We start from the raw sequence: 17,498 nt of genomic DNA, 5'->3' as shown, positions 1-17,498 counted from the left end.
CCGCGACCGGCCCCCCCGCGCGGGTGCCCCCGTGACGACCCGAGGAGACGCGATGACCGACGATCAGAAGGCGCAGACCGACAAGCCCGGCTTCCAGCAGGGCAGCGCCAAGCCGGGCGACAAGACCAACCCGGACAACAAGCAGGAGAAGATGAACGAGCGGCTCGATGAGGCGCTGGAGGAGACGTTCCCGTCGAGCGATCCGGTCTCGGTGAAGGTGACGAAGTAGGAAGCCCGTTGGCCCGCCCCGGCCGGCCGGGACGGGCCTTACCGCCTCAGGCGGTCTCCAGCAGCCGCCGGGCGATCACCTGTGCCTGGATCTCGGCCGCGCCCTCGAAGATCGAGAGGATGCGCGCGTCGCAGAGCAGGCGGCTGACCTGGTACTCCAGGGCGAAGCCGTTGCCGCCGTGGATCTGGAGGGCGTTGTCGGCGGCCGCCCAGGCGACGCGGGCGCCGAGCAGCTTGGCCATTCCCGCTTCGAGGTCGCAGCGCTTGCCCGCGTCCTTCTCGCGGGCGGAGAAGTAGGTGAGCTGGCGGGCGATGTTGATCTCCACCGCCATCATCGCGAGCTTGTCGGACACGCGCGGGAAGTTGACCAGCGCCTTGCCGAACTGCACCCGCTCCTCGGCGTAGCGCGAGGCCACGTCGAGGGCGGCCTGCGCGACGCCGATGGCCCGGGCCGCCGTCTGGATGCGGGCCGATTCGAAGGTCTGCATGAGCTGGGCGAAGCCCTTGCCCTCGACCTCGCCGAGGAGGTTGGCGGCGGGCACTTCGAACCCCTCGAAGGCCAGCTCGTACTCCTTCATGCCGCGGTAGCCGAGCACCTCGATCTCGCCGCCCGACAGGCCGTCGACCGGGAAGGGGTTCGCGTCGTCCCCGCGCGGCTTCTCGGCGATCAGCATGGAGAGGCCCTTGTGGCCCTTCTCCTCCGGCTTGGTGCGCACCAGCACCGTCATGATGTCGGCGCGGACGGGATGGGTGATCCAGGTCTTGTTGCCGGTGATCTTCCAGGCGTCGCCCTCCTTCACCGCGCGGGTGCGCAAGCTCGCGAGGTCGGAGCCGGTGTTCGGCTCGGTGAACACGGCGGTGGGCAGGATCTCACCGGAGGCGATGCGCGGCAGGAAGCGGCTCTTCTGCTCCTCGGTGCCGCCGCACAGGATCAGCTCGGCGGCGATCTCCGAGCGGGTGCCGAGCGAGCCGACGCCGATATAGGCGCGAGACAATTCCTCCGAGACCACGCACATCGCGGCCTTGGGCATGCCCATGCCGCCGTACTCCTCGGGGATCGTCAGCCCGAACACGCCGAGTTCGGCCATCTTCTCGACGACGGACATCGGGATGTAGGCGTTCTTCAAGTGCCACTCGTGCGCCTGATCGACCACCTCGGCCTTGCCGAAGCGGCGCATCTCGGAGCGGATCGCCTCCATGTCCTCGTCGAGGCCGGAGGCGCCCACCGTCGCCGCGCCGCCGCCGTCCCGCATCAGCGCGACCAGGGCCGCGCGGTTCTCCGGCGTGTTGCCCTCGGCGATCACCGCCTCGACCGCATCGGTGCGGAACTGCGCCACTTCCTTCGCCGACAGGCCGATCGAGCCGGTCGGGCGGACCATCTCGCCCTGGCTCATCGGGATGCCGGAGAAGAGCTGCTCCAGGTACTCGCCCGCGCCGATCCGCACGAGCAGCGCCTCGGTCTCCCCGAAGCGGCCCTCCGCGGTCAGCCGCTCGGCGTAGCCGCCGAGTTCGGCCACCGCCTCGGCGTAGGTCGCGAGCCACGCCAGCCCGTGGGCGGCGTGCTGCTGCGCTTCGAGCTTGGCGGCGTCGATCCGCCCGTCGGTGCCGAGCACCCGGGCGCGCACGCGCCGCGTGGCCTCGGCCACCAGCTTCTTGGCGCTCTGGCCCGCGTCTCTCACGAGGGCGACGACGTCCTGCGGCTCGGACTGGACGGCGGGGGATGCGGACATGGCGTTGGCTCGCGTCTGACGATCTGTTCGGGCGCCTTCTACCGCGTCCGGCGCCGGGCCCGAAACAGATTCCGTTGCTCTGGTCTTGAACTGAAGTTGAAGACGCGCGTCAGCGCTTGGGCTCGCAGCGGGTCTTCACGTAGGCCCCGTCCTCGCCCTTGAAGCCGGCATTGGCGGCGAGCACCGGCCCCTGGATCAGGCATTCCTGGAGGGTGTGGGCGGGCCCCGTGATCACGTCGAGCGCGGTCTCGCGCGAGCAGTCCGGGGCCTGGACCGAGGCGGCGCAGACCAGGGCGACGACGACGATGGAGTTCATGCGGTCTCCTCCCGCGCGAAGCGCGCTTGCGGGGGCCCGGCGGCCGGACCCCGGATGTCGGTCACGCGAGCGCCCGCAGGTCGGCGCCTGCCTCGATCGCCGCCGGGCTCGGCACCCGTCCCTCGCCGAGCAGGTGCAGGAAGGCCGTGAAGGCGGCGTTGCGCCCGATGCTGCAGGCTGCCGTCACCCGATCATCGCGGACGTAGAAGGCGATGAAGTCGAGCGCGTCCGCGTCGCCCTGGAGGATGATCCGGTCGAAGCCCGGGGCGTAGCCGCCGTAGTCGAGGCGCTTGTCGCCCTGGTTGCTCCAGAAGAACGGCGCGCCCGCGAAGTCGCTCCGATCCCCGAGGATCGCGCGGGCGACGTGCAGCCCGTGCTGCTGGGCGAGGCGCCAGTGCTCGATGCGCGCCCGCGTCCCGCTGCCGCGCTCGGGGAAGGCGGCGATGTCCCCGGCGATCCAGGCGCGCTCGGCGATCCGGAGATCGCCGCCGACCGGCAGGCCGCCGCTCTCGTTGGGGGCGAGGCCTGCGATGGTCCCCGTCTCCGGGGCGGCGCCCGCGCCGATCAAAACGAGGTCGGCCGGCAGCGCGCGGCCGTCCTGCGTCTCCACCGCCGCGACGCGCCCGCTCCCGGTGACGCGGGCGACGCGCCCGGTCTCGAAGCGCACGCCGTTGCCGGCGTGATACGCCTTGAGCGCCGCGCCGACCGCTTCGCCGAACCGCTGGGCGAACGGGACCGGCTCGCGGGCGAGCACGGTCACGTCGAGCCCGCGCTTGGTCAGGAAGGCCGCGGCCTCAAGCCCGATGAAGCCGGCGCCGACCACCACGACGCGCTTCGCCTCCTCCGCCGCCGCGCTGAGGCGGACCGCGTCGTCGAGGCTGCGCAGGGTCATCACGCCGGGCAGGTCGGTGCCGGGGAAATCGGGGATCGCGGCGCGGCTGCCGGTGGCGATCACCAGGGCGTCCGCCGCGCGGGTGCGCCCGTCCGCCAGGCCGACGCTGCGGGCGGAGGGATCGATCCGGACCGCCTCGGCCACGATCCGCTCGATCCCGTGCGCGGCGGCGAAGTCGGGCTCCAGCCACGTCTTTTCCGGCGGGGTCGGCTTGGCCAGGAACTGCTTGGACAGCTTGGTCCGGTCGTAGGGCGGATGCGGCTCGCGGCCGACCATCGTGATCGGACCCGCGAATCCCGCGCGGCGCAGGCTCGTCACGCAGGCGACGGCCGCAGCGCCGGTGCCGACGACGAGCACGCTGCCGGCCTCGGCGCGGGCCGGCTTCGGGGCGGCGGGCTCGGGCGCCAGGGTCGCCACCGCCTCGTCGCCCTCGATCCGGACGGGGAAGCGGGTCAGCGGTTCGAGGGCGGGCGGCTCGGCGAGGGCGCCGTCGGCGAGGTCGAAGGCGGCCTTGTGCCAGGGGCAGTAGAGGCGGCTCCCGCAGATCTCGCCCTTGGCGAGCGGCGCGCCGAGATGGGGACATGTCGCCTGGAAGGCACGAACACCCCCCGCGTCGCGCACGAACAGGACCTTGTCGTCGCCGGACGCGCCCTCGGCCTTGCCGCCGAGGGGGATGGCATCGAGCCGGATCCGGATCTCCTGCGGCATGCGCCCTCGACGCCCCCTCCCCGCCGGGCGCCCGCGCGCCCGGTTCCGCCGCAGTAAGTCCCGGACGCCGCGGAGGTTGCCGACCCGCGACGATGCGGCGCCGGCTCAGCCCCGGCTCGCCACGGCGACGCCGAGCGCCGCCAGCACCATGCCGCCGATCTGCACGAGCGTCAGGGCCTCGCCGAACAGGGCGTAGCCCATCGCCGCGGCGACCGGCGGCACGAGGAAGAACAGCGAGGCGACCCCCGCCACCGCGCCGCGCCGGATCAACGCCAGCAGCAGCAGGATTCCGGCGACCGAGTTGACGACCACCGCCCAACCGAGCCCGAACCACAGGGCCGGGGCGGGATCGATCGTCCGGCTGCCGAGGAGGAGCGCGAGCGGCACGGCGCAGGCAAGGCCGCCGAGAAACTGGATCACCGCGTCGGCGAGCACGTCCCCGCCCCCGCCGGCCCGCTTCTGCCACAGGGTACCGAGCGTGAGCGCGACGACCGCCGCGAAGGAGACGGCGAGCGCCGTCGGCGGGATCCCGGCGGGGTCCGCGGCGCCGACCTTCGGGGCGAGCACGAGGCCCGCCCCGGCGAAGCCGAGGACGATGCCGAGGATCCGCCGGCCGCTGACGCGCTCGCCGAGCAGCGGGCCGGCGAGCCCCGCGGTCATCAGCGGTTGCAGGCTGCCGACGAGGGCGGCGATGCCCGCGGGCAGCCCGCGGCTCACGGCCCAGAGCGTCCCGCACAGGTAGACCCCCTGCATCAGGAATCCGGCGACCAGCGGGCCGCCCCAGCGCGCCCCGGTGCCCGGGAAGCGCGCGCCGGCCGCGAGCGCCACGAGGCCGAGCACCAGCGTCACCGCCGCGAAGCGCAGGGCCGAGAAGGTGAAGGCGTCCATGTGCGGGGCGATGCCCCGAGCGACGATGAACCCGGTCGCCCAGATCAGGACGAACAGGCCGGGGGCGAGATCCGCGGCGCGGCGCGGCAGGATCGGGGAGCGGAGCATGTCGGGGGCGACGCCTGCACGGCGCCGGGCCCGGCGGCAACGGCGTTCGCGCCCGCCCCGCGACAGAACCGGGCGTCTGCGGCCCGGCGTTGCCGGGAGGCGTCACCGCCGGCCGATCGCGCCGGGCGCCGCCCGGCGCCATTGACGGGCCGGCCCCGCCGCGGCCATCGACGGGCGCGGAGCGGCGCGACGGTGCCGCGGAGCCGCGAGGACGGTTCGAGCGCGTGAAACCCTTCCGCTCCGGTCTCGAAGTCGCGGGGCTCGCCGCGCAGCGCTTCGTCGCCCACGACGGCTGGGCGATCGCGAGCCACATCGCCCTGTCGATCCTGACCTCGCTGTTCCCGTTCCTGATCCTGCTCGCCGCGCTCGCCGGCCTGTTCGGCACGCAGTCGCTGGCCGACGAGGCCGGCACCCTGATCTTCGACGCGTGGCCGCGGGAGATCGCCGGGCCGATCGCGGGGGAGGTCCACCGGGTGCTCACCGAGCAGCGCGGCGGGGTGCTGACGCTCGGCGCGGCCCTCGCCCTGTACTTCTCCTCCTCCGGGGTCGAGTCGCTGCGGGTCGGGCTCAACCGCGCCTACGGCCTGCGCGAGATGCGGCCGTGGTGGCTGACCCGGCTCGAATCGATCGGCTACGTCGTCTGCGGCGCCTTCGCGATGCTGGCCTTCGCGCTGCTCGTGGTGCTCGGGCCGCTGATCTGGCGCAACGTCGTGCTCGTCGCGCCGGGGCTGGAGCCGCTGAGCCTGACGGTGGCCATCGCCCGGATCGGGATCACCGCGCTCCTGCTCGCCGTCATCCTCGTCATCGCCCACAAGTTCGTGGCGGCCGGGCGCCGCTCGATCCTCTCGGTCCTGCCGGGGATCGCGGTGACGCTGCTGCTGTGGTTCCTCGCCGGGCTCGGCTTCGGCTACTATCTGGAGCGGTTCTCGAACGCCTACGCCTCCACCTACGGGGGGCTGGCCACCGCGATGGTGTTCCTGGTGTTCGTCTACTGGCTCGCCGCCATGTTCCTGTTCGGCGGCGAGGTGAACGGCACGGTGATCGCGGCGCGCCGCACCCGCCTCCAGGCGCGGATGCGGGCGCGGCAGGCGGCGGCGCAAGGGGCTGCCCCCGGGGCTGCACCCGGGGCGGCGCAGGGCGCGGCACCGGGGTCTTCATCCGGACCGACACGGGAGGGGGCATGACGGTCGAACACCTGAGCGTCGCCGCCAACGGCGCGAACCTCCACGTGGCCCGCCTCGGCTCCGGGCCGCCGCTGCTCCTGCTCCACGGCTGGCCGGAATTCTGGTGGACCTGGGAGCCGGTGATGGAGCGCCTGGCCTCCCGCCACACCCTGATCGCCCCGGACCTGCGCGGCTTCGGCGACAGCGACAAGCCGGACGGCCCGTTCGCCCCCCCCGACCACGCGGCCGACATGGTGGCGCTCCTCGACGTCCTTGACATCGGGTGCGCGGGCATCGTCGGCCACGATGTCGGCGGCGGGGTGATCCAGCCGCTCGCCCGCGCGGCGCCCGAGCGCTGCGCGGGCCTGTTCCTGTTCGACTTCGTCTACCCCGGCATCGGCCCGCGGATGGGCGCGCCCGACCGCCTCAACGAGATCTGGTATCAGTCCTTCAACCAGATGCCGTTCGCTCCGGCGCTCGTCGGCGCCAGCCGCGAGACCTGCGCCCTCTACATCGGCCACATCCTGCGGCACTGGTCGCACCGCCCCTGGGCGGAGGGCGCGGCGCTCGACGCCTTCGTCGACACCTTCCTCAAGCCCGGCAACCTCGCGGGCGGCTTCGCGCATTACCGCGCCTCGCACGGGGCCCGTGTGGCGATGATGGCGGGGGAGGCGCCGCCGCTGCCGCCGATCGCGGTGCCGACCTGCGTGCGCTGGGCCGAGCACGACCCGCTCTTCCCCTACGCCTGGACCGACAGGCTCGGCGAGACCTTCTCCGACCTCGATCTCGCGCCGTTCCCGGATGTCGGCCACTTCCCGCACCGGGAGGACCCCGACCGGGCGGCTACGGAGATCGGCGGCTTCTTCGCGCGGATCGGCTGGGCCTGAGGGTCAGCGCCTCAGATGATGCCGGCCCAGCCCAGGACGCCCGCGGCGGCCAGCACCGGGAGCGGGCTGAACTTGGTGCGCCAGAACAGCAGAGTGCACAGGGCCGCGGCGACGTAGCCGCGGATCGAGAAGCCGGCGCCCTCGGCCACCGTCCAGCCGCTCGCCAGGATCAGCCCCACCGCGATCGGCCCGAGCGCCCGCTCCAGGGCGACGTGCCACGCGCTGCCCGAGGTGGACTGCCAGATCCGCGACACGACGATCATCAGGAGCCCCGCCGGCAGCATCATCGCCGCCTGCGCGACCACCGCGCCGGTGATCCCGGCGACCTTGTAGCCGATCATCGCGACGATCAGGTTGCTCGGCCCCGGCGCGGCCTGGGAGATCGCAAAGATGTCCGAGAAGGCGTCGCTGGTCAGCCAGTGCGCCTCGCCCACCGCGTGGCGGGCCATCTCCGGCACGACGCTGTTGCTGCCGCCGATCGACAGGATCGACAGGGTGCTGAAGAAGGTCGCCAGCGCGAGGAGGTCGGAGACCTTCACGGCTCCTCTCCGCGGCTGTGCTGCGCCTGCCGCCACGCCAGCAGGAAGGCCGGCGGGGCGAGGATCGCCAGCACGGCGAGCAGCGGCAGGTGCAGCAGGATCGAGCCGCCGAACGCCAGGACGATGAAGCCCAGCGCGATGGGCTGGCGGGCGAACGCCTCCCCCGTCTTCAGGCCGGCGGCCAGGGCGAGTCCGACCGCGCCGGCGGTGACGCCGCGCAGGGCGTCCTGCACGGCGGGCGCCGCGCCGGACCCGAAATACGCCCAGGCGAGCCCGACCACGATGCAGAACGGCACCAGCGTCAGGCCGAGCAGGGACACCACCGCGCCGGGCACGCCGCGGAAGCGGTGCCCGACGTAGATCGCGAAGTTCGCCTGGTTGGCGCCGGGCAGCACCCGGGCGAGCGCGTAGGCGCTCAGGAACTCGGCGTCGTCGAGCCAGCCCTTGTCCTCGACGATCAGCTTGCGCGCCCAGGCCGTGAGGCCGCCGCCGAAGCTGACCATCGTCAGCCGGCTGAACAGCCAGAACAGCTCCTGAAGGCTGGGTGCGGGCGCGGACGGGGCGGCCTCAGCCGTGCCGGAGGTCGGCATCCGCCTCGAACTCCGCGTTCTCCGCCGCGTCCGGCGCCTCGATCGGGTAGGGCGGCTCGTAGCGGCGCGACTCCGCCCAGTCCGCCTCGTAGACCGCGCAGATCGCCCCGACCACGGAGATGTCGGTCACGGTCACGCCGAGTTCGCGCCGGAGGTCGAAGGCGGCCTGGTCGAGGTTCTGCGTGCCGAGATAGACGCGCTCCTCGTCGACGATCACGATCTTGCCGTGGCTGCGCAGGCCGCGCTGCTTGTGCAGCCGGCCGCCGGCCTCGCGGAACAGCCGCCACAGGGCGAAGGAGTACATCATGTCCGGCTGGTGGAGGCCGTGCTTGCCGCCGCACAGCAGGCGCACGCGGACGCCGCGGCCCAGGGCGGCGAAGATCCGCTCGAAGATCACCGGCTCCGCGAATTTCGGGTGCGCGATGTCGATGCTGCGCTCGGCGCTGTCGAGCAGGTCGCACAGGACCGCGCGCGCGCCGCCGGGGCTCCAGGACAGGCCGGCCTCGCCGTCGGGCTCGGAGGTGGCCCCCTCCCAATCGACCTCGAAGCAGTTCCGGATGCCCTCCACCCGGGCGGCATCGGACAGGACCACCGCGTAGTCGCGGGTCTTGGTGAAGTACTTCTCCATGAAGTTGAACGTCGCGACCATCGCCCGGGCGCCGTCGACGACCATCGACTTCTCGTGGGTGACGAGGAAGTGCTGCGGCGTCCACCGCACCGGCACGCCCGCCGCCTCCAGCCGGGTGAAGGTGCCGTCGTTGATCCGCTCGCCCGTGGCCTTGGCCCCGTTCAAGAGGACGCGCACCGCCACGCCGCGGCTGTAGCGCGCCAGCACCTCGTCGAGCAGGACGGGGTGGTCGAAGGTGAACTGCTTCAGCAGGAGTTCTCGCCCGGCGCTGCGCATCAGCGCGACGACCGGTTCGATGCCGTGGTCCGGCTGGACGATGAGCTGGGGCGCGTGCATGGCGGGGAGCGGGGCGGTTCACAGGCCTGGGGCAGGCTCGGCTGTCGGTTGTCACACATCGCCGCGGGCGAGGCGACGGGAAAACGGCAACACCCGGCAGGATCCGTCGCCCCGCACGCCGTTCGGGCCCCGCCCGTCTCCGGGCGGGGCCCGCGGCACGGCCCCCTCGTCCCTGGCCCCCGGCTCTCAGGCGGCGAGCGCGTAACCCGGCTCGTCCTCGTCGGCCTGCGCCGCCATGAACTGGGCGCGGGCGAGGTCGGCGAAGCGGCCGTCCTGCGCGACCAGCTCGTCGAAGGTGCCGGCCTCGACGATCCGGCCCTCGTGGAAGACCAGGATGCGGTCGGCGTCGCGGATCGTGGCGAGGCGGTGGGCGATCACGAACGTGGTCCGCCCCTCCATCACCGCCTCCAGCGCGCCCTGGAGCTTGCGCTCGGTGGCGGCGTCCAGCGCCGAGGTCGCCTCGTCGAGGATCAGGATCGGCGGGTTCTTCAGGAGCGCCCGGGCGATCGAGAGCCGCTGGCGCTCGCCCCCCGAGAGCGAGCGGCCGCGCTCGCCGATCACCGTGTCGAGCCCGTTCGGCTGGCGGGCCATGAACTCGCCGGCCTGGGCGCGCTCCAGCGCGTCGAGCATCTCGGCGTCGGTGGCGTCGGGGCGGCCGACCTGGAGGTTCTCGCGGATCGAGCGAGCGAACAGCATAGGCTCCTGGAACACCACGCCGATGTTGTGGCGCAGGGACGAGAGGCCGATGTCGCGCACGTCCATCCCGTCGACCCGGATCGCGCCCGAGGCCGGGTCGAAGCTGCGGTGCAGGAGGCCGAGCGTGGTCGACTTGCCCGAGCCGGTGGTGCCGACCAGGGCCACGGTCTCGCCGGGCTTGGCCGAGAACGACACGCCGTCGAGGGCGCGGCGGCGGCCGTCGTAGGAGAAGGTCACCGCGTCGAAGGACACCTCGCCCTCGAAGCGGGCCACCTGCTTCGCGTGCGGCCGGTCGCGCACGGCGGGCACGGTGTCGTAGATCTCGAAGAACTCCGCGATCTTCGGCGCCTGCTGGAACAGGCCGTTGACGAAGCCGACCACGTGGTCGAGGCGCGAGACGAAGGCGGTGGCGAGGCTCATGAAGGCCACGACCTCGCCGACCGTGGTGGTGCCGGCCTGGTAGAGCGAGATGCCGGTGACGAAGATCGCCGTCATGGTGATCGTCGCCGAGGCGCGGGTCGCCACGTTGGCGAGCGCCCACCACGACAGGACCGGGATCTGGGCGGCGAGCAGGTTGGTGATGATGTCGCGCATCGCCTCCTTCTCCGCCTTGGCGCGGGTGAAGGACTGGATGACGGCGACGTTGCCGAGCGCGTCGGAGGCGTGCGCGGCCAGCCCCGAGTTGAACATCTCCACCTGGCCCTGGAGCGTCTCGGTGCGGCGCATCACGAAGGTGGTGAGCGCCGTGAAGGCGAGCACCAGCACCACGAGGATCGAGCCGAGCTGCCAGTTGATGAACAGGGTCATCGGCAGCAGCACGCCGAGCGAGACCAGCGCGACGAGGTGGTCGCGGAAGAAGCCGAGCCACAGCCACGCCATGCCGTTGGTGCCCTCCAGCATCGCCTTCAGGACGCGGCCCGAGTGGTTGGCGGAGTGGAAGGCCAGCGGCAGGTCGAGCACGTGCTCGAAGTAGCTCGCCATGCTGGAGAGCCGGTTGCGGTGGGAGAGCCGGTCGGCGTGGAGCGCGATGAACACCCCCGCCCCGATCGTGAAGAAGCCGAAGCCGACCCAGGCGAGGATCAGCGGCAGCATCGAGCCCATCGCGTCGCCGCCGCGCTTGAGATGCGTCAGCCCGTCGATGATGCGGCCCATCAGCAGCGGTTCGGCGAAGGCCGCCACCGCCAGCGCCACGTTGGCGGCGGCCAGCGCCACCGCCAGTCCCCGCTCAGCCTGGAGGAAACCCAGGACCCGCCCGTACAGACGAACCATCGCCACCGCTCCGACGCCGACCCTCGCGCGGCCCGTGTTACCCGGGTCTCGCGCTCAACCTTTACGGGCCTGCGACCCGAATCGGACCGCCAACCCCCTCTGACCGCACGGCTTATGCGCGGGCCCGCCTGAACGGGCGATGACGGGCGCGTGCAGGGAGCGGCCGGTCTTTACGGTTCGTTCAGCACGTTTTCCTAAGGCTGGTCCCGCGCGCTCCGCAACGGCACGGGCGCCACACCCGGCACGGATCGCGACAGGCGTCACCATGGATCTCGCAACCGGTGTCGGGCTGCTCGGCGGCGTCGGCGTGGTGTTCACGCTGATCATGATCGACGGCGGCAACTTCGCCGCCTACTTCGACAAGCACGCGGTGATCGTCATCTTCGGCGGCTCGGTCATGGCCACCGTGATCCGCTTCCCGTTCTCGACCATCGCCCACGGCGTGCCGATGGGTCTGCGCTACGCCTTCACCATGCGCGCGGTGAAGCCGCACGACCTGATCGAGGAGATCACCCGGATCGCCGAGACGGTGCGCAAGAGCGGCCCGATGGCGCTGGAGAACATGGAGATCTCGGACCCGTTCCTGGCGCAGGGGGCGCGCTACATCGCCGACGGCTACGACCGCGAATTCATCCGCGACACGATGGAGCGCGACCGCGACAACTTCCTGATGCATCTCGACGAGGGCTCGAAGATCTACCGGGCGTTCGGGGACTGCGCCCCGGCCTGGGGCATGATCGGCACGATCCTCGGCATGGTGACGATGTTCGCCAACATGTCCGACCCCTCCAAGCTCGGGCCCGCGATGGCGACCGCGCTGCTCGCCACCCTGTACGGCGCGCTGATCGCCAACCTCGTCGCCCTGCCGATCGCGGACAAGCTGCACGTGAAGGTCGAGGAGGAGGACGTGTCGCGCTCGCTGATCATCGACGGCATCCTGCTGATCCGCGACCAGAAGAGCCCGACGCTGGTGCGCGAGATGCTGGTCGCCTACCTCCCGCACAACCACCGCGAGTCGCTCCTGGAGGCGGCGGCCTGAGATGGCCAAGAAGAAGCGCGGCGGCGCCCACGGCGGTCACGGCTGGTTCGTCACCTTCGCCGATCTGATGGCGCTCTTGATGAGCTTCTTCGTGATGATCGCCGCCTACTCGACGCAGGACCAGAAGAAGATGCAGGCCGTGGCGGGCTCGATGCGCGACGCCTTCGGCGTGAACCGGGAGTCGCGGTTCGCCGGCATCGTCGAGTCCGAGGGGCTGCCGACCGCCGACCACGTGAAGTACCTGCGCGAGGTGCCGCCGGAGCAGGCGAGCGACCGCACCACGCCACCCAAGATCGACAAGTCCAGCGAGGTCGGGCTGACCGATCGCGGCGAGCCGGAGAATTTCGGGCTCGCCGCGGCCTCGCTGCGGCAGGCGCTCCAGGACCTGCCGGACTTCGCCGAAGTGTCGAAGCACGTGATGATTGTGCCCACCGTCCGGGGGCTCGACGTCTCGATCGTCGATCAGGACGGCCGCGCGATGTTCCCGGAGGGGTCGAGCCGGCCGAACGAGCGGACCCGGCGCCTCCTCGAGACGCTGGCGCCGACGCTGCGCCAGATGCCCAACCGCATCGCGGTGACCGGCTTCACCGCCACGAGCCGGCCGGGGCAGCGCCCCCCTGCCCCGCCGTGGGAACTGTCCGCCAACCGGGCGATCACCGTGCGCGAGATCCTGGCCGGCGCGGGCGTGCCGGACGACCGCTTCGCCTCGGTCGCCGGCAAGGCCGACACCGAGCCGATGTTCCCCGACAACCCCTACCTCGCCGCCAACCGCCGGGTGACCGTGACGCTCCTGAAGGAGGCGCCGCCGGTGCCGGTGCGCGCCCTGCCCTGAGGGTCGCCCTCACGCCGGCGCGATCCACCCGCGGACGAAGCGGCCGGCCTCCGTCAGCGCGGCGCGCCCGGCCGCGAGCTGCGGGTGGAACAGGTGCCACGCGTGGATCATCTGCGGCCAGATCCGCAGCGTCACCGGTACGTCGGCGGCGCCCGCGGCGCCCGCGATGCGGACCGCATCGTCGAGGAGCACCTCGCTGGAGCCGACCTGGATCAGGGTCGGCGGCAGGCCGGACAGATCCGCGTAGAGCGGGGAGAGGCGCGGGTCGCGCGCGTCGGTCTGCCCGCGATAGGCGGCGGCGAGTTCGGCGAGGTAGGGCGTCTGCAGCAGCGGATCGACCGCCGCCTTGGTCCGCAGGCTCGCGCCGGTCAGGGCGAGGTCGACCCATGGGGACGACAGCCACAGGCAGGCCGGCAGCGCCTCGCCGGCCGCGCGCAGCGCCATCGCCGCGGCCAGCGCCAAGCCGCCGCCGGCGCTCTCACCGGCCAGCGCGATGCGCTCCGCCGCGATGCCCGAGGCGCGCAGGAAGCGGTAGCCCGCGAGCGCATCGTCGAGGGCCGCGGGGAACGGGTGCTCCGGGCTGAGCCGGTAGGCCAGCGCGAGGGTGCGCACGCCCGCCTCCTGGGCCGCCTGCGCGGCGACGTGGCGATGGCTGGCGAGCGAGCCGGCCATGTAGCCGCCGCCGTGCAGGAACAGGATCGCCGCCGCCGGGTCGGCGCCCGGCGCCGACGTCCACTCCGCCGGGACGCCGCCCGCCGCCACCGGCTCGACGCGGATGTCGGCGGGCAGCGGGTAGCGCGCGCCGATGGCGTCCATGCGGGCGCGGCGCCCCTCCGGATCGGCCGGCCGGGGGGAGGCCCGCAGCGCGGCGACGACGGCGTCGAGTTCGGGATCCGCCACCTGTACCTCGAACGTGCGCCTGGGACTTGCGCCGGGACCTTGCGCCTCGGGCTTGCGGGACCGGCGCACGTTAGGCCGACCCGGGCCGCCTGCAAAGCGGCGAGGATCCGCCTACTTCGCCGTCAGCAGGGCCCAGTAGACCTTGTACTTCGAGCCCGGCGCGTAGGCGGTGGCGATGCCCATCCGCGTCGCCTTCGGATCGAGCATCGTCGCGTCGTGGGGCGGGCTCTCGCGCCAGCCGGAGAACGCTTCGGCGAGCGTGTGGTAGCCCGCCGAGAGGTTGGCGCCCACGTCGGCGTAGCCGAGATGGGACACGGCGGCCTTGACGGTCTGCGCCCGGCTCGGCCGGTCGGCCGCGGCCATCGCGGCGGCCTCGGCCTCGGCCAGCCGCTGCAAGTCGGGGTCGACGGCCAGGGGCGCCGCGCCGCGGTTGCGGCGGTAGGCCGAGATCATGTCCCGGGCGGCCTCGACGTCGATGTGGGCGGTGTCGTTGGCGAGCGGCAGGTAGAGGCTCGGCAGGGCGCCGGTGGTCCGCGGCGCCTCGGTGGTGCAGGCGCCGAGCAGGGCGGTCCCGGCCAGGGCCGCGAGGGCCGCGAGCCGGCGCGGCACGCCGCCCCGCCCGACGCCCCCCGAAGCCGTCCCCCGATCAGCCATGTCGCCCACCGTCCCCCGGTCTCCGCACGTCCGACATATAGGGACGGTCCGCCGCGGCCGCACGCCTCTCAAGCCCGCCGCGCCGGGCCGAACGACGGCTGTCCGCGCGCGATCCCCAGTCCCTCGACGGCCCATCCACAACATCGCGACCCGGAAAGCCGTTCCGGTTCCGTCGCCGATGCCGTTCACCGTGCATCGGCGGGGTCGCGGGAGCGTCCGGTCGTGCCGCGGCCGACGCCGCCCGTGACCAGCCGGGATGCCGTCCGCCTCGACGCCTGCTGAGCGCTCACGCGCCGGCGCTGCGCAGGGCGCGGTCGCGCCGGACCGATTCCCCGCCATCCGCGGGCGCCTGCGCGAACCGGCTCGCGATCTCGCCCATCGCCTGCTGCATCCCGTCGAGGCCCTGGACCGTGACGACGCTGGAGCCGGGGCCGAGCGGGGGGATGAAACCCGCGCCCGACAGGGTGTCGAACACCGAGAAGTTCAGGTCGGTCAGCACCTTCTGGCCGAGGCTGACGTCGGAGATCCACACCAGCAGCTCGAACTCCAGGAACGGGTCGCCGATCTTCTTGAACACGACGCGGGGGGCGGGTTCCTTCAGCACGTCGGCATGCGCCTGCGCGCAGCCGGTGATCATCTCGGCGGCCTTCACCGGGTCCTGGTTGCGCAGCACGCTGACGGTGAGGCTGACCCGGCCGGTGCGGTCGCCGCGCACGCGGTTCTTGACGATCCCCGAGATCAGGTTCGAGTTCGGCACGATCACCGCAGAGCGATCGAAGGTCTGGATCTCGGTGGAGCGCACCGAGATCCGCTTCACGATGCCCTCGGAATCGCCGATCACCACCTGGTCGCCGACCCGGATCGGCCGCTCCCACAGGAGCAGCAGGCCGGAGACGAAGTTGTTGACGATCGATTGCAGGCCGAAGCCGATGCCGACCGACAGGGCGCCGGCGACGATGGTCAGCTTCTCCAGGCTGAGGCCGAGATAGGAGAAGGCGAAGGCCAGCGCGAGCAGGAAGCCGCAATAGCCCGCCACCGTCGAGATCGAGTTGCGCAGGCCGGCATCGAGGTCGGTGGCCGGGAGGTAGGTCCCCTCCAGCCAGCGCTGCACCGCGCGGGTGACGACGACGCCGAGGCCGAGGATGCCGATCCCGATCGCGATCGCGGACAGGGAGATCGTCACGCCGCCGACCGTGAAGCCGAAGAAGGCCTGCCGGACCGAGGAGACGATGTCGGTGGAATCGAGCCCCCAGGGCGCGAGCACGAGGAGCGCGGCCACGAGGATCAGCACGACGCGGGTGGCGCCGGTGGCGAGTACCGAGATCTGGTTGAGGGAGCGCTTGCGCAGGCCGGTATTGGCCTGGAGCGCGGTGGCGAGCCGCGTCTCCTCGGTGAGCGCGCGCCCGACGAACACGTCGACGCTCTGCACCAGCAGGTAGAGCAGGACGAGGACGCAGGCCTCCCAGACGAGCTGGTCCATCAGGAAGGTCGCCAGCGCGACGTAGCCCCCGACGGCGGAGGCGCCGATCACCCCGACCGCGGCCCAGCCGATCAGCCGGGCCGGGCCGCCGATGCCGGTGGTGGTCTTGGTCGGCACGTAGGGGCCGAAGCAGGCCTCCTCCTCTTGGTCGGTGTCGGCGAAGCGGTGCAGGCCGATGGCGAGGATCAGGGCGGTGGCGACGGCCCCGAGGCCGCGGGTGGCGATCGAGATCGGCAGGGCCGCCGAGATGCCGGAATTGAGCGCCTCCACCGACTTCACAACCGTGCCGACCACGGCGATGCTGACGGCGAGGCGGGTCAGCCGGAGGGCGGCGGCGTCGCTCACCGGGGTGGGCCGCCACGCCGGCTTGTCCGGGCACAGCAGGCCGTCGCAGAGCGCCTCGACGAAGGCGATGAAGGCGAGGCCGCCGAGGATCGCGCCGGCCACCGGCAGCAGCCGCGAGGGCAGGAGGTTGGTCGAGTCGAGGGCGTAGTAGACCGCGTAGGAGCCCGCCACCGCCGGCACCGTGCCGAGCAGGATCACCCGCCACGCGCCGAGCAGCCGGGCGCGGCGCGACGGCTCGGTCGTGCCGGCGTCGCGGCGGGCGGCGCGCGGGGCGATGTTGCGGCGGCCGAAGTAGAGCGCCACCGAGACGCCGAAGGCGAGGCCGAGGAACAGCATGTTCCCGAGGTTGCCGTTGCGGGAATACAGCAGCCCGATATCGGCCAGCGCGCTCTGGAGGGAGCGCGTGTCGCGCGGCACGTCGGCGGCGACCTTCGTCCACAGGCCGGGGCTGACCAGCGGCTGCGAGCGCTGGAACAGGTCGCGGGTGAACGATTCGCGCCGCCGGTTCGACACCCGGTCGATGATCTGGTCGCTCTGCACCACCAGCGAGCGCGCCAGCCGCTGGGTCTCGTCGATGCTGGTCACCGCGGCCTCGCGCTCCGCGCGCTCCTGGGCGACGTCCGCGCTCTCCTCGACGTCCTTGGGCTTCGGCCCGAGTTGGGTCAGCCGCTCGCGGGCCGCCTCCAGGGGCGCGTCGAGGCGGGTGACCAGCGCCCGGATCTCCTCGCCGGCCGCGGCGGCGGTGTCGCGGATCGCCGAGAGTTCGGGGGCGGTCAGGTCCGGGCGCGACAGCGCCTTCTCGCTGCGGTCGAGTTCGCCCTTGGCGGCGTCGAGCTGCGCCCGCACCGCCTTCAGCGCGTCGGACATCTCGGGCTTCGGGAGCGCCGGCTTGGCCGGGGTGGGCTTCGCCTCCTGTGCCTTGGGATCCTGAGGCTTGGCGTCCTGGGGCTTGGCGTCCTGAGCCTTGGACTCGGGGGCCTTCGACTCGTGGGCTTTGGACTCGTGCGGCTTTGCTTCGGCGGGCTGCGCGGCCGGGGCCTGCGCGGGCGCCCCCTGGGCCAGGGCGGGCACCGGCGCTCCCAGATCGAGGATGCCGAGCCCCAGGATGCCGAGACCCACGGCGGCGAGGAGGCCGGACGCCGCGGCTCCCGGCCGACGCGCAGGGGTACTCCGCCGGGTGAGCAGCTTCTGATTGCAAAGACTGGCGTCCTGCCGCCGTTCACGGAGGAAGGCGGCGCGGTCCAGGAATCGTAACATGGGCAGCCTCTCG

At 72.8% G+C, this 17,498-nt stretch carries 16 protein-coding genes; 5 read left to right on the top strand and 11 right to left on the bottom strand.

The window, feature by feature from the left end:
• Positions 1-52: 52 nt before the first annotated feature.
• Positions 53-229: a hypothetical protein gene (locus tag Q8W71_RS03470; protein ID WP_305523931.1), complete on the top strand. Its 177-nt coding sequence runs from the start codon at positions 53-55 to the stop codon at positions 227-229.
• 46 nt (positions 230-275) lie between these two features.
• Here Q8W71_RS03470 and Q8W71_RS03465 read toward each other — a convergent pair whose 3' ends face one another.
• The 4 genes from Q8W71_RS03465 to Q8W71_RS03450 all read right to left on the bottom strand — a co-directional run bounded on the left by Q8W71_RS03465 (position 276) and on the right by Q8W71_RS03450 (position 4,870).
• A complete protein-coding gene (locus Q8W71_RS03465; protein ID WP_305523930.1) occupies positions 276-1,958 on the bottom strand; it encodes an acyl-CoA dehydrogenase family protein in 1,683 nt (560 codons plus the stop codon).
• A 109-nt stretch (positions 1,959-2,067) separates the two neighbouring features.
• Positions 2,068-2,274: a hypothetical protein gene (locus Q8W71_RS03460; RefSeq protein ID WP_305523929.1), complete on the bottom strand. Its 207-nt coding sequence runs from the start codon at positions 2,272-2,274 to the stop codon at positions 2,068-2,070.
• 61 nt (positions 2,275-2,335) lie between these two features.
• The gene (locus Q8W71_RS03455) at positions 2,336-3,874 is read right to left on the bottom strand and encodes an FAD-dependent oxidoreductase (protein ID WP_305523928.1); all 1,539 of its coding nucleotides are present in this window, start codon (positions 3,872-3,874) and stop codon (positions 2,336-2,338) included.
• Between the two features lie 105 nt (positions 3,875-3,979).
• Positions 3,980-4,870: a DMT family transporter gene (locus Q8W71_RS03450; protein ID WP_305523927.1), complete on the bottom strand. Its 891-nt coding sequence runs from the start codon at positions 4,868-4,870 to the stop codon at positions 3,980-3,982.
• A gap of 224 nt (positions 4,871-5,094) precedes the next feature.
• Here Q8W71_RS03450 and Q8W71_RS03445 point away from each other — a divergent pair, with 224 nt between their 5' ends.
• Positions 5,095-6,054: a YihY/virulence factor BrkB family protein gene (locus Q8W71_RS03445; protein WP_305523926.1), complete on the top strand. Its 960-nt coding sequence runs from the start codon at positions 5,095-5,097 to the stop codon at positions 6,052-6,054.
• Positions 6,051-6,920, top strand: a complete 870-nt coding sequence (locus tag Q8W71_RS03440; RefSeq protein ID WP_305523925.1) for an alpha/beta fold hydrolase — start codon at positions 6,051-6,053, stop codon at positions 6,918-6,920. The genes Q8W71_RS03445 and Q8W71_RS03440 overlap by 4 nt, the downstream gene beginning before the upstream one ends.
• 11 nt (positions 6,921-6,931) lie before the next feature.
• Here the strand turns inward: Q8W71_RS03440 and Q8W71_RS03435 are convergent, their stop codons facing one another.
• From Q8W71_RS03435 to Q8W71_RS03420, 4 genes are all read right to left on the bottom strand, one after another.
• The gene (locus Q8W71_RS03435) at positions 6,932-7,459 is read right to left on the bottom strand and encodes a chromate transporter (protein ID WP_305523924.1); all 528 of its coding nucleotides are present in this window, start codon (positions 7,457-7,459) and stop codon (positions 6,932-6,934) included.
• On the bottom strand, positions 7,456-8,049 hold the full coding sequence (locus Q8W71_RS03430; RefSeq protein ID WP_305523923.1) for a chromate transporter: 594 nt from the start codon (positions 8,047-8,049) through the stop codon (positions 7,456-7,458). Before Q8W71_RS03430 ends, Q8W71_RS03435 begins: the two co-directional genes overlap by 4 nt.
• Positions 8,027-9,013: a phospholipase D-like domain-containing protein gene (locus Q8W71_RS03425; RefSeq protein ID WP_305523922.1), complete on the bottom strand. Its 987-nt coding sequence runs from the start codon at positions 9,011-9,013 to the stop codon at positions 8,027-8,029. The genes Q8W71_RS03430 and Q8W71_RS03425 overlap by 23 nt, the downstream gene beginning before the upstream one ends.
• 186 nt (positions 9,014-9,199) lie before the next feature.
• Positions 9,200-10,984 (bottom strand): glucan ABC transporter ATP-binding protein/ permease, encoded by a 1,785-nt coding sequence (locus Q8W71_RS03420; protein WP_305523921.1) that lies wholly within the window; start codon positions 10,982-10,984, stop codon positions 9,200-9,202.
• Positions 10,985-11,243: 259 nt separating this feature from the next.
• Here Q8W71_RS03420 and Q8W71_RS03415 point away from each other — a divergent pair, with 259 nt between their 5' ends.
• Positions 11,244-12,017: a motility protein A gene (locus Q8W71_RS03415; protein ID WP_305523920.1), complete on the top strand. Its 774-nt coding sequence runs from the start codon at positions 11,244-11,246 to the stop codon at positions 12,015-12,017.
• Position 12,018: 1 nt separating this feature from the next.
• Positions 12,019-12,849, top strand: a complete 831-nt coding sequence (locus Q8W71_RS03410; protein ID WP_305523919.1) for an OmpA/MotB family protein — start codon at positions 12,019-12,021, stop codon at positions 12,847-12,849.
• 9 nt (positions 12,850-12,858) lie between these two features.
• Here Q8W71_RS03410 and Q8W71_RS03405 read toward each other — a convergent pair whose 3' ends face one another.
• The 3 genes from Q8W71_RS03405 to Q8W71_RS03395 form a co-directional block, all read right to left on the bottom strand.
• Positions 12,859-13,749, bottom strand: a complete 891-nt coding sequence (locus Q8W71_RS03405) for an alpha/beta hydrolase (protein ID WP_305523918.1) — start codon at positions 13,747-13,749, stop codon at positions 12,859-12,861.
• 111 nt (positions 13,750-13,860) lie between these two features.
• Positions 13,861-14,403: a CAP domain-containing protein gene (locus tag Q8W71_RS03400; RefSeq protein WP_305523917.1), complete on the bottom strand. Its 543-nt coding sequence runs from the start codon at positions 14,401-14,403 to the stop codon at positions 13,861-13,863.
• A gap of 286 nt (positions 14,404-14,689) precedes the next feature.
• On the bottom strand, positions 14,690-17,485 hold the full coding sequence (locus Q8W71_RS03395) for a DUF3772 domain-containing protein (protein WP_305523916.1): 2,796 nt from the start codon (positions 17,483-17,485) through the stop codon (positions 14,690-14,692).
• Positions 17,486-17,498 lie beyond the last annotated feature (13 nt).

It is taken from the genome of Methylobacterium amylolyticum (genome assembly GCF_030700245.1).
Lineage (GTDB): Bacteria > Pseudomonadota > Alphaproteobacteria > Rhizobiales > Beijerinckiaceae > Methylobacterium.
This window is presented reverse-complemented; position numbering and strand designations above follow the sequence as displayed.

What these genes read in the sequence shown, in the direction of transcription:
- Q8W71_RS03455 (WP_305523928.1), bottom strand. Translation starts at nt 3,874, where the DNA reads ATGCCGCAGGAGATCCGGATCCGGCTCGATGCCATCCCCCTCGGCGGC.
- Q8W71_RS03395 (WP_305523916.1), bottom strand. Translation starts at nt 17,485, where the DNA reads ATGTTACGATTCCTGGACCGCGCCGCCTTCCTCCGTGAACGGCGGCAG.
- Q8W71_RS03430 (WP_305523923.1), bottom strand. Translation starts at nt 8,049, where the DNA reads ATGCCGACCTCCGGCACGGCTGAGGCCGCCCCGTCCGCGCCCGCACCC.
- Q8W71_RS03450 (WP_305523927.1), bottom strand. Translation starts at nt 4,870, where the DNA reads ATGCTCCGCTCCCCGATCCTGCCGCGCCGCGCCGCGGATCTCGCCCCC.
- Q8W71_RS03465 (WP_305523930.1), bottom strand. Translation starts at nt 1,958, where the DNA reads ATGTCCGCATCCCCCGCCGTCCAGTCCGAGCCGCAGGACGTCGTCGCC.
- Q8W71_RS03425 (WP_305523922.1), bottom strand. Translation starts at nt 9,013, where the DNA reads ATGCACGCGCCCCAGCTCATCGTCCAGCCGGACCACGGCATCGAACCG.
- Q8W71_RS03410 (WP_305523919.1), top strand. Translation starts at nt 12,019, where the DNA reads ATGGCCAAGAAGAAGCGCGGCGGCGCCCACGGCGGTCACGGCTGGTTC.
- Q8W71_RS03470 (WP_305523931.1), top strand. Translation starts at nt 53, where the DNA reads ATGACCGACGATCAGAAGGCGCAGACCGACAAGCCCGGCTTCCAGCAG.
- Q8W71_RS03415 (WP_305523920.1), top strand. Translation starts at nt 11,244, where the DNA reads ATGGATCTCGCAACCGGTGTCGGGCTGCTCGGCGGCGTCGGCGTGGTG.
- Q8W71_RS03400 (WP_305523917.1), bottom strand. Translation starts at nt 14,403, where the DNA reads ATGGCTGATCGGGGGACGGCTTCGGGGGGCGTCGGGCGGGGCGGCGTG.
- Q8W71_RS03460 (WP_305523929.1), bottom strand. Translation starts at nt 2,274, where the DNA reads ATGAACTCCATCGTCGTCGTCGCCCTGGTCTGCGCCGCCTCGGTCCAG.
- Q8W71_RS03440 (WP_305523925.1), top strand. Translation starts at nt 6,051, where the DNA reads ATGACGGTCGAACACCTGAGCGTCGCCGCCAACGGCGCGAACCTCCAC.